Raw genomic sequence first — 10,956 nt, forward strand, 5'->3', positions numbered from 1 at the left:
ACGGGGTACTGGCAGGATTAAGCGGGGTTCTGATTTTCATTCCTCAGATTGCCATCCTTTTTGCCTTTATTTCTATTCTGGAGGATACCGGCTATATGTCGCGCGTGACCTTCATGATGGATAAGATCATGCGTAAAGTGGGCCTTAGCGGAAAATCAATTGTTCCAATGATTGGTGGTTTTGCCTGTGCGGTTCCATCCATTATGAGTACGCGTAATATCGAGAACTGGAAGGACAGAATGATTACCATCATGGTCACACCACTAATCGCATGTTCTGCGCGTTTGCCGGTTTATACGCTCTTGATATCCATGGTCGTTCCCGACCAGAAGGTATGGGGTTTTATCAATATGCAGGGGATTGCCTTAATGGCTTTGTACGTTTTAAGTATTATCAGCGCTATCATTGTGGCCTGGGTGATGAAGGTTATCATCAAATCGCGTGAACGTGGTTATTTCATTATGGAACTTCCGGTATATCGCATGCCTCGATGGAAAAACGTATTGCTAACCATGTACCGGAGTGTTAAAGCTTTTGTTTTTGAGGCGGGTAAAATCATTATCGCAGTATCTATAATTTTGTGGGTGCTGTCCTCATACGGTCCATCGGTGAGGTTTGATAACATTGAGAAAAAATATCAGGCATCATCTTTCGTTGAAAGCTATTCCGCAAATGAAATCGACCGGATGATCTCTTCCGAAAAGCTAGAGAATTCTTATGCAGGCATTTTAGGTAAAACTATAGAGCCTGTCATAAAACCATTGGGTTTCGACTGGAAAATAGGTATTGCCCTGATCACATCCTTTGCTGCCCGTGAAGTTTTTGTAGGGACGATGGCTACGATCTACAGTGTCCAGGCTGATGATTCAAATCTGGCTTCAGTACGTGATAAAATGTTATCTGCGGAGAATCCGGAAACAGGGTTACCCGTATTTACGGTTGCGGTAGCCTTCTCACTGATGGTTTTTTATGCTTTCGCGATGCAGTGTATCAGTACAATCGCAATAGTGTACCGGGAAACCAAAAGCTGGAAATGGCCAGCGATACAATTTGCCTACATGACTAGTCTGGCTTATATTGCAAGCTTTGTAGTGTACCAGTTATTGAAATAGAAATTGGATAAAGTCGAGGTACTTAGTAATTACATGCCTGCCGGTGCAGCACCTATTATTGCCCGTTGGATAGATTATTTTAAATGTGATTTTAAGATATCCCGTACGCGTAGTACGAAATATGGAGATTACCGTCATCCTTTCAAAAATGAAGGGCACAGGATTTCGGTCAACTATAATCTTAATTCCTATGCTTTCCTAATCACTACCGTTCACGAATTTGCTCATTTACTTACCTGGAACGAGCATAAGCGAAAAGCGAAGCCTCACGGGCAGGAGTGGAAGTCGAATTTCAAGAGAATGATGAAACCATTCTTTGATCAGGATATTTTTCCGCCGGATGTTCGGCATGCCATTGTGAATTATCTGGAGAATCCTTCAGCTTCGAGTTGTACTGATCTTAATTTATTTCGGGTTTTAAACCGGTATGATAAAAAGCCGGAGGGAGTTGTGCATGTGGAGATACTACCGATTAACAGCCTGTTTTCTATCAAGAATAACCGGGTTTTTAAAAAGGGGGAACTGGTGAGGAAACGGTTTAAATGTGTGGAGGTAAAAACTGGGGCGGTTTATTTGTTTAATCCGCTTTCGGAGGTAACGAAGATCGGGTAGGGGGTATAGCATTGATGATTCCTTAATATTTCAAAAGCCCACTTACCTGTTCATGTAGCCTCGCCTTCGCAAGGAAATTATCCTCCAAAGCCTTGTTCATTGGTATGGCGGTGTCGAGACTTGCACATCGCTTTACCGGCGCATCCAGAAACTCAAAACAATGTTCCGCAATATGTGCACTAATCTCACCCCCAAAACCACCCGTTAAAGTGTCCTCATGGAATATAAGCGCTCTGCCGGTTTTTTTGACGGAATTTTCTACAGAGTCCTTATCCCAGGGCTGCAAGCTCCGCAAGTCAATCAGGTCGGCGGAAACTTCAGGGTGTTCATTGAGATATTCGAGTGCCCAATGTACTCCCAGACCGTAAGTGATAATACTTAACTGCTCACCCTGTTTAACCAGCCTGGCCTTTCCTATTTCTAACGTGAAGTAATCATCAAAGACAGGTTCAGAAATGGCCCGGTAAAGGTATTTATGTTCGAAAAACATCACCGGGTTCGGATCATTGATTGCAGCGGTTAAGAGCCCCTTTGCATCCGAGGGGAAGGCAGGGTATACAACTTTTAGTCCCGGTGTTTTAGTAAACCACGCCTCATTGCTTTGTGAATGGAAAGGGCCGGCTCCTGTCCCAGCTCCTGTGGGCATTCGAACAACAACATCTGCTTTTTCCGCCCATCTGTAATGGGTTTTCGCCAGATTATTGATAATTTGATTGAATCCGCAGGTAACGAAATCGGCAAATTGCATCTCCATAACCGCTTTGTAGCCGTTAATAGAAAGGCCCAGCGCGGCTCCCACAATTGCCGATTCACAGATAGGCGTATTACGGACGCGTCCTTTTCCGAACTCTTCCACAAATCCTTGTGTGATTTTGAAAGCCCCTCCATATTCAGCGATATCCTGGCCCATAATAACGAGCTCTGGAAATTTCCGCATGGACTGGCGCAAGGCATCGCTAATAGCATCTATAAACCTTTTATCTGTTTTAGCTGATGGATTCGAAGGTTCGATTGCCACACCAGAATGAGGTGCATACATATCATTGACCTCGGTATCTGTATCAGCTGTTATTTCCTCTTCAGAAAAAGCAAGTTCTATTTCTGTCTCAATCTCTGCCTTAAATTCGCTCCGTATTTCATTGATCAGCTGCTGGTCAATTATTTTCTCCTCTAAAAGAAACTCTTCATAATTTTTGAGGGGGTCTTTTTTCTCCCATTCGTCAAAAAGTTCCTGGGGGATATATTTTGTTCCTGATGCTTCTTCGTGGCCACGCATTCTAAATGTCATACATTCCACGAGGACGGGCCGTGGTGTATGGCGGATATTCTGGGCGATATCGTTAATGGTATGATAAACCTCCAGGATATTATTGCCATCAATGCGATAGCCTTCCATACCGTAGCCGATAGCTCTGTCGACAAGATTCTTACATCGGTATTGCTCATTAGTAGGTGTAGAAAGACCATAAGCATTATTCTCTATGATAAATATCACCGGAAGGTCCCAAACGGCGGCCACATTTAGAGCTTCGTGAAAATCACCTTCGCTGGTAGCCCCTTCACCTGTAAAAACCAGGGTTGCATTCTTTTGATTTCTCAGCACGTCCGCCAACGCGATCCCATCAGCTAAAGCAAGCTGTGGTCCCAAATGGGAAATCATTCCAACAATTTTAAATCTTTTAGTTCCGAAATGAAAAGAACGGTCGCGGCCCTTGGTAAATCCTGAACTCTTTCCCTGCCATTGCGCCATTAATCGGGATAAGGGTATGTCACGGCTCGTAAATACCCCAAGGTTACGGTGCATGGGTAGGATATATTCTTCCGGCCGCATAGCTAAAGTTGTTCCGATTGCAATCGCCTCCTGGCCAATTCCTGAAAACCACTTGCCAATTCTGCCTTGTCTTAACAGAATCAACATTTTCTCCTCGATCATTCGGGGTTTAAGGAGATGCTTGTAAAATTTTATAAGGGATTTATCACTAAGATCTCTCGTGTCGAATTTCATGTGGCTATGCAATTTTCAGTCTATTTCAGTTTTTCCTCTTCAGCTTTCGGCTTTCAGTTTCAGTTTTCCACTTTCAGTTTTCACTTTTCACCTCTTTCCCCCCACTGTTTACTAAAAGATTCCCTTGATACTTCCGGTAGCTTTCTCTGCTTTCCCCAGGTCTTTTTGAAGAACAACCTGAGTAGTCCATTTTTCCAGCCGCCCCCGAGCATATCCATTGTCTTCCGTTTCATCATGCCCATTTTCCAACCCTTCCACCCGATGTTTTCAGTTTTGGGGTTTAAGCCTTCAGTCACGGCATCCCGTCGGTTCAATAAAAGCATTTTATGAATATCGATTTTGACGGGGCAGACTTCTGAGCACTTTCCGCAGAGACTGGAAGCATAGCTGAGGTGTTTGAACTCTTTCATGCCAGCCATATGCGGCGTAATGATAGAACCTATAGGGCCGCTATAGGTGGTTTCGTAGGTATGGCCCCCGATATTTTTATAAACCGGGCAAGCGTTCAAACATGCGCCGCAGCGGATACAGTATAAACCCTGGCGCTGGTCTTTTTGGGCAAGGAGGTTTGTTCTGCCATTGTCGAGCAGTATCACATACATTTCTTCCGGGCCATCAGTTTCATCACTTTGTCTGGGACCGCTGAGAATGGTATTATAAACCGTAAGATTCTGACCTGTTCCATGGGTCGACAGCAGCGGCCAAAAAAGATCAAGGTCATTTATAGAGGGGATGATCTTTTCAATACCTACAATAGCAATATGAATTTTAGGGAAGGTTGTAGTTAGCCGGGCGTTCCCTTCATTTTCGGTTAATGCTATGCTTCCGCTGTCGGCTATGAGAAAGTTTCCTCCAGTGATACCTACATCCGCAGTGGTATATTTTTCCCGCAGAAGTTCTCTGGCTTTGAGCGTGAGCTGTTCAGGTGTTGCATCAATAGGTGTCCCGAATTTCTCGTTAAATAGTTTAGCTATATCCTCCTTGCTCAGGTGCATAGCCGGGGTAACTATATGATATGGTTTTTGTCCGAGTAGCTGTACAATATATTCGCCCAGATCGCTCTCTAAAGTTTCTATATGGTTGCTTTCGAGAAATTCGTTTAAGTGAATTTCCTCAGTAACCATCGATTTCGACTTTATTACAGTCCTGGCATTGGCTTTTTTAAGAATATTTAATATTTCTTTATTGGCTTCTGCAGCATCGTTTGCCCATATTACTTTTCCACCCCTGCGCTGAAAGTTAGTCTCGAACTCTGGCAATAGTTTGTCCAGATTCTCCATTACTTTCCACTTGATGGTGTGGGCTTTACGCTTCGAGTTCTCCAGGTCTGCAAACCTGGAAAGCCCTCTCGCCACTGCCGTATCATACTTGCCGATATTATTATTTATGATTCGCCTGTGATCCAGATCAAAAGCTTTTTTGCCGGACGTGGAGACGAATTCGGATGCGAGACTGCTCATCTAGCAAATTTAGGTATTTTGAACCTTAACGCCCTGTATTGTTTGTATTTCGCATATTGTGGGAATTTGCTGGTGCTTAACAGATTAATTTTAGTCGCACTGTAACTCTTCCCTGCTGGTCACCGTCTATAAAGTATTAAGTACCAAATGATTATTTTATGAAACCATTAATTACAATTATTTTGCCGGCTATATTGGTTTTAGCCTCATGCAATTCACAAGTCTATAAAGACAAATCATTTTTCTCCAGGAACAACGTTAGCGGACAAACTTTGGCTATTCTGCCTGCCGAGGTGATATTTACGGGAAATCTGCCCAAAAACTGGGATGAAGAACGCATTGCGAAAATGGAAAACGAGGAAAGTTCCAGATTACAACAGGAAGTATATGATGATTTTCTTTATCATGCATCCGACAGAGTGATCCGGAAGAAGCACAATGTAAAACTCATCGACATCAAGGTTATTAATGATAAACTTGAAAAGAATGGTATCTCCTTAAAGGATTCATGGAAACTGCCTTCTGAAGAAATCGCAAAAATACTGGGGACGGATATGGTCCTTAGAGTAAGGGTTCAAAATGTTCGTTACATGTCACGAGCAGCTGCAGCAGGCATTAATATTGGAGCCTCTGTTATAGAAGGGATACTTAGCCAGGGACGCAGTACTGGTGTAGGAATGCCAAGAACAAGGGCAGGCGAAACCGACATGGATTTGTCGCTTTACCATTCATCCCAGTCAAACGCTATCGTACGTTTTGACGCTGACCGTAAGGTGAGGACGAATAGGTTGCCGGTTTATGTGAGGAATTGAATAGAGCCAGGAGCCAGGAACCAGGAACAAAGAGCAAGGAGCAAGGAGCAAGGAGCAAGGAGCAAGGAGCAAGGAGCAAGGAGCAAGGACTGGGGGCGGTTAACTGAGATTTATTGTTTAAATGAAAAATCCTTCGTTCAGTTTACGAACGAAGGATTTTTTTTATTGTCGAGGAGCCAGGCTCAATTTACTTACCTTCTCCTTTCACCTATCACCTATCTCGAGTTCGGCATATCATTCTTAACATCAACCACCGGTCTCTTATCGCGGTTAGCTAAATCCCAGCCGGTATAAAATACAAGCTGTGCTCTTTTGGCCAGTAAGTCAAAATTGATCTTGCTCACTTCGTCAGAAGCTTTATGGTAATCTTCGTGAACTCCATTAAAATAGAACACAATGGGCACCCCGTTTTTAGCGAAATTATAATGGTCTGAACGATAATAAATACGCTCCGGATCTTTAGGATCATTGTATTTATAGTCGATCTTCATTTTTGTATAAACTGCGTTTGCATTTTCACTGATTTTATGAAGATCTGAGCTTAGTTTATCAGAACCAATCAGATAGCAATAATTTGCAGAATCTGCTGAACCTTTATATTCTTCACCGGTTCTTCCGATCATGTCAATGTTAAGATCGGTGATGGTATTAGCCATTGGGTATATTGGATTTTCGGCATACCATTCAGAACCTAATAAACCTTTTTCTTCACCCGTAACTAATAGAAATAAGATACTTCTTCTTGGACCTTTACCGGCTTTTTTAGCTTTCGCGTAAGCACGTGCAATCTCAAGTACTCCTGTTGTTCCTGAACCATCATCATCAGCTCCGTTATTTACTTTGTCGAGACCGCCATCTGTCGTTAAACCGATGTGATCGTAGTGAGCAGAAAATACCAGAACTTCATCTTTTAAGTCAGAACCTTCAAGATATCCAAGAACATTAGTTGAACGTACATCTTTCAAATTAGGTCCGTAACTTAATGATATCGCAGCTTTCAAGGGCTGTGACTGTGTTGATCCATCTCTGTCTATCGCACTTTTTAAGCCATCGAATGTTTTGCCTGAGTTTTTCAGAAGGTTATTGGCAACTTCCGGAGTTATACTAACTATCGGAGCTGCAGATGGCCTTGTTGAAGGTGTAACATTCGCTTTTTTCAAGCTCAGTCTGCCGTTAGCCGGACGATACTGTGTAAGGCTGTTTGCAACATCAGGGCTTACTGCAAGAATTAAACCTGGGCCCTTACTCATCACATTTTGCAAACGTTTTGAACGGCTTGTGCTCCAGTCGGATGCCGCTGATGTTTTGCTGATAGCAGAAACACCATTTACCATTGGTTCTCCCTTATTGACAAGCATCACTACTTTACCAGCGATATCCATGTTTTTAAGATCGTCATAATTATCAGAGCTAATACCATATCCGATGAATACGATGTCGCTGGCTGTGATGGTTTTGCCAGCTCCGCTTCCACTGAAAAGAAAATCTTTCCCCTGTGTAAGGGTGGTACCGTTGGCAGTAAAAGAGCTAACCTCAAATTTAGTTTCTACAAGTGGAACTTCCTGGAAATAAGATCCGTTGACAGGAGCAATTAAACCAAGTTTTTTAAATTCTTTGGCAATATAGTTCGCGGCTTTTTCCGCGCCAGATTTCCCGGTTTCCCTGCCTTCAAATTTATCTGAAGCGAGTATCCTCAAATGTTTCTTACCGAGTTTTGGAGTAATTACTCCGGCATATTTTTGTGCGATTGGATCCTGTGCAAATGCATGCATCGAGAAGCACAAAACAAGTAATGCCCATACTGATTGTTTTAGTTTCATTATTAAATGGTTAGTGTAAAATTAGCAGGAGATTTTACTCACCCTGTTTGCATGTCGTCCGCCTTCGAACGCAGTATCTAAAAATTTGGAAGTAATTTCTTTAGCAAGTTCTTGCGATACAAAACGTGCCGGGATACATAATACATTTGCGTTATTGTGGCTTTTTGCAAGCTCGGCAAGTTCCGGATTCCAGCAAATTGCAGCTCTTATTCCCTGATGTTTGTTAGCAGTGATAGCAACTCCATTGGCACTTCCACAGATCAAAATACCCAGGTCGAACTCTCCGCTTTCCACCGCACTGGCAACAGGATGAGCGAAATCGGGATAGTCAACTGAATCGCTGCTGTACGTTCCGAAATCCTTTATTGAATAATCCTTTAGGAAGTCGATCAGGAGTGATTTGTATTCGAAACCAGCGTGGTCTCCGCCAATTGCGATATTTAAAGTTTTATTCATCTTGTAAATCTATGATTTATCAACTGACATGATTTCATTACTAATTCTTATAAAAGTCAAGTTCTGCTTTCTTTTTGCGGCGTTCTACCTGCGCAGAAACGTAAATGCTGGCTTCGTAAAGAAGGAAGAGGGGTAAGCTTACCGTAAACATGGTTAAAAGGTCAGGAGTTGGCGTAACAACCGCTGCAACGATCAAAATAATAACTGTGGCATATCTACGGGAAGAACGCATAAACGCCGGTGTCATTATACCCAGTTTAGAAAGAATATAGATGATTATAGGAAGTTCAAAAGTTATTCCAGCCCCAATGGTAAGTGTAGCAAGAATTGAGAAATAAGAATCAATTTCAATATTATTATTGATGATGGAACTTACTTCATAATTTGATAGGAAATTAATCGACAAAGGTGAGATGATGTAATAGCCAAACAACACGCCAGTAACGAACAGGAGTGATGCCCATAAAACGAATCCTGATGCTGAGTTACGCTCATTTTCATGAAGTGCGGGTTTGACAAAACGCCAGATCTCATATAATAAATAGGGGAAGCCTAAGACCACACCAATCATCAGGGAAGAATTCAACTGCAATGTAAATTGACCTCCCAGCTGGGTGTTGATGATGATGAAGTTCAGTTTGGTTACACAGAATTCTGCTCCCAGGTTAAATCTTTCAGTGGCAGCACACATCATTCTGTAAGTCCAGAAATCTGTTTGACCAGGGGCCATTATTATCTGAGTAAAGATAAAATCGTAAAAGCTGAATGCCAGAATGGTGAATACCACAATGGCAATCGCTGCTCTGATCAAATGTCCGCGAAGCACATCGAGATGATCGAAAAATGACATCTCAGCTTCAATGGTTTTGCCTTTTTCTTTTATTGCCTTAAACAGGTCGCTGCGTTCTTCGCTCATAATTTTGTAAAACAAAAATACCATTCTGTTTGAATTAGAATGGTATTCGTAGCATATTTAATGATAATCAGTTTATTTGTTACCTCAGGATATTCTACCCTATGCAAATAAACGAATTTTGCTTTCAATCAGTTTTATTAGCTATTCAGTAAGGTCGAAACTTTCCATGAATTTGGTAGTAAAGTTACCGGCCCGGAAATTTGGATCCTTCATTAAACGCAAATGAAAAGGAATTGTAGTTTTTACACCTTCGATTACAAACTCGCTAAGTGATCGCTCCATTGTGCTTAAGGCTTCTTCGCGGGTTTGAGCAACGCAAATCAGCTTAGCAATCATTGAATCATAATTGGGTGGGATCTGATATCCTGCGTAAACATGAGTGTCAACACGCACGCCATGCCCGCCCGGTGAATGGAAATGGGTGATTAATCCGGGAGATGGCCTGAAGTTATTAAAAGGATCCTCAGCATTTATCCTGCATTCAATGGCGTGCATTGCCGGGATGTAATTTTTACCGGAAATTGGGATCCCTGCAGCAACTTTAATTTGTTCTTTAATTAAGTCAAAATTTATAACCTCTTCGGTAACCGGATGTTCTACCTGTATCCTGGTATTCATTTCCATGAAGTAGAAATTGCGATGTTTATCTACAAGAAATTCAACGGTGCCTGCTCCTTCATAATTCACGGCCTGTGCACCTTTAATAGCTGCTTCACCCATACGTTCCCTTAATTCATCTGTCATGAACGGGGAAGGGGATTCTTCAACTAATTTTTGGTGACGTCGCTGTATAGAGCAGTCTCTTTCAGAAAGGTGACAAACTTTGCCATATTGATCGCCGATAACCTGGATTTCAATATGACGTGGATCTTCAACGTATTTTTCAAGATAAAGGCCATCGTTACCAAAAGCAGCAGCGGATTCCTGCCGGGCTGAATCCCATGCTGGTTCAAATTCTTCGTCTTTCCAGACGATGCGCATACCACGGCCTCCACCACCAGCGGTGGCCTTAAGTATTATAGGATAGCCTATTTCATTTGCAATCTTAATTCCTTCTTTAACGTCGGAAAGCAAACCTTCAGATCCTGGGATTGTAGGAACGCCAGCAAGTTTCATCGTTTCCTTCGCGGAAGCTTTATCGCCCATTCCGTTGATTTGCTCAGCGGTGGCACCGATAAATTTAATCCCGTAATCGTGGCAGATTGCTGAGAATTTTGCATTCTCAGACAAGAAACCATAACCGGGATGAATGGCATCTGCATTTGTTAATTCGGCTGCAGAAATAATATTGGGGATGCTTAAATAGGAATCTTTACTGGCTGGTGGGCCGATACAGACCGCTTCATCTGCGAATCGTACATGTAAGCTGTCGCGATCTGCGGTAGAATAAACAGCTACTGTTTTTACACCCATCTCTTTACAGGTACGAATGATCCGTAAAGCTATCTCTCCACGATTTGCAATAAGTATTTTTTTAAACATAGATTTCTTTGTCGATTTGAAAATCAATTATGCTGGTTCAACCAGGAACAAAGGCTGGTCGTATTCGACCGGGCTGGCATTGTCGACCAATATTTTTACTATACGTCCACTAACTTCCGATTCGATCTCATTAAAAAGCTTCATTGCTTCAATTATACAAAGCACTTGTCCGGTTTTTATCTCGTCGCCAACATTTACGAGTAATGGCTTGTCAGGGCTTGCTGACCTGTAAAAAGTACCGATCATCGGCGACTTGACTGTGATATAGTTAGCAGTCTCAT

The 10,956-nt window shown here is 42.4% G+C and carries 10 protein-coding genes; 3 read left to right on the forward strand and 7 right to left on the reverse strand.

The genetic code is table 11. The features are described 5' to 3' along the window. Both feoB and WBJ10_RS01365 read left to right on the forward strand, forming a co-directional pair. The coding region (gene feoB, locus WBJ10_RS01360; RefSeq protein ID WP_424287764.1) for a ferrous iron transporter B at positions 1 to 1,112 on the forward strand (1,112 nt) is incomplete at its 5' end. Between the two features lie 3 nt (positions 1,113 to 1,115). Next, entirely contained in the window at positions 1,116 to 1,724 is a 609-nt protein-coding gene (locus WBJ10_RS01365; RefSeq protein ID WP_424287765.1) for a SprT-like domain-containing protein, read from the forward strand. A 22-nt stretch (positions 1,725 to 1,746) separates the two neighbouring features. Here WBJ10_RS01365 and WBJ10_RS01370 read toward each other — a convergent pair whose 3' ends face one another. Both WBJ10_RS01370 and WBJ10_RS01375 read right to left on the reverse strand, forming a co-directional pair. Then, complete coding sequence (locus WBJ10_RS01370) at positions 1,747 to 3,729, reverse strand: alpha-ketoacid dehydrogenase subunit alpha/beta (protein ID WP_424287766.1); 1,983 nt, start codon at positions 3,727 to 3,729, stop codon at positions 1,747 to 1,749. A gap of 80 nt (positions 3,730 to 3,809) precedes the next feature. Further along, on the reverse strand, positions 3,810 to 5,189 hold the full coding sequence (locus WBJ10_RS01375) for a LutB/LldF family L-lactate oxidation iron-sulfur protein (RefSeq protein WP_424287767.1): 1,380 nt from the start codon (positions 5,187 to 5,189) through the stop codon (positions 3,810 to 3,812). A gap of 158 nt (positions 5,190 to 5,347) precedes the next feature. Here WBJ10_RS01375 and WBJ10_RS01380 point away from each other — a divergent pair, with 158 nt between their 5' ends. Further along, a complete protein-coding gene (locus WBJ10_RS01380) occupies positions 5,348 to 6,001 on the forward strand; it encodes a hypothetical protein (protein ID WP_424287768.1) in 654 nt (217 codons plus the stop codon). Between the two features lie 215 nt (positions 6,002 to 6,216). On the opposite strand, the gene WBJ10_RS01385 is transcribed toward WBJ10_RS01380, so the two are convergent. The 5 genes from WBJ10_RS01385 to accB form a co-directional block, all read right to left on the reverse strand. Continuing rightward, on the reverse strand, positions 6,217 to 7,821 hold the full coding sequence (locus tag WBJ10_RS01385) for a M28 family peptidase (RefSeq protein WP_424287769.1): 1,605 nt from the start codon (positions 7,819 to 7,821) through the stop codon (positions 6,217 to 6,219). 21 nt (positions 7,822 to 7,842) lie between these two features. After that, positions 7,843 to 8,277: a ribose 5-phosphate isomerase B gene (rpiB, locus tag WBJ10_RS01390; RefSeq protein ID WP_424287770.1), complete on the reverse strand. Its 435-nt coding sequence runs from the start codon at positions 8,275 to 8,277 to the stop codon at positions 7,843 to 7,845. 40 nt (positions 8,278 to 8,317) lie between these two features. Then, positions 8,318 to 9,193 (reverse strand): twin-arginine translocase subunit TatC, encoded by an 876-nt coding sequence (tatC, locus tag WBJ10_RS01395; RefSeq protein ID WP_424287771.1) that lies wholly within the window; start codon positions 9,191 to 9,193, stop codon positions 8,318 to 8,320. A 141-nt stretch (positions 9,194 to 9,334) separates the two neighbouring features. After that, positions 9,335 to 10,675: an acetyl-CoA carboxylase biotin carboxylase subunit gene (gene accC, locus WBJ10_RS01400; protein WP_424287772.1), complete on the reverse strand. Its 1,341-nt coding sequence runs from the start codon at positions 10,673 to 10,675 to the stop codon at positions 9,335 to 9,337. A 27-nt stretch (positions 10,676 to 10,702) separates the two neighbouring features. Then, positions 10,703 to 10,956: acetyl-CoA carboxylase biotin carboxyl carrier protein (gene accB / locus WBJ10_RS01405; RefSeq protein ID WP_424287773.1), on the reverse strand; the 254-nt coding region annotated here is incomplete at its 5' end.

This window comes from Daejeonella sp. (assembly GCF_049655485.1).
Lineage (GTDB): Bacteria > Bacteroidota > Bacteroidia > Sphingobacteriales > Sphingobacteriaceae > Daejeonella.

Excerpts from the sequence above, each read along its gene's own strand:
- tatC (WP_424287771.1), bottom strand. The coding sequence starts at position 9,193 with ATGAGCGAAGAACGCAGCGACCTGTTTAAGGCAATAAAAGAAAAAGGC.
- rpiB (WP_424287770.1), bottom strand. The coding sequence starts at position 8,277 with ATGAATAAAACTTTAAATATCGCAATTGGCGGAGACCACGCTGGTTTC.
- WBJ10_RS01375 (WP_424287767.1), bottom strand. The coding sequence starts at position 5,189 with ATGAGCAGTCTCGCATCCGAATTCGTCTCCACGTCCGGCAAAAAAGCT.
- WBJ10_RS01380 (WP_424287768.1), top strand. The coding sequence starts at position 5,348 with ATGAAACCATTAATTACAATTATTTTGCCGGCTATATTGGTTTTAGCC.
- WBJ10_RS01385 (WP_424287769.1), bottom strand. The coding sequence starts at position 7,821 with ATGAAACTAAAACAATCAGTATGGGCATTACTTGTTTTGTGCTTCTCG.
- accC (WP_424287772.1), bottom strand. The coding sequence starts at position 10,675 with ATGTTTAAAAAAATACTTATTGCAAATCGTGGAGAGATAGCTTTACGG.
- WBJ10_RS01370 (WP_424287766.1), bottom strand. The coding sequence starts at position 3,729 with ATGAAATTCGACACGAGAGATCTTAGTGATAAATCCCTTATAAAATTT.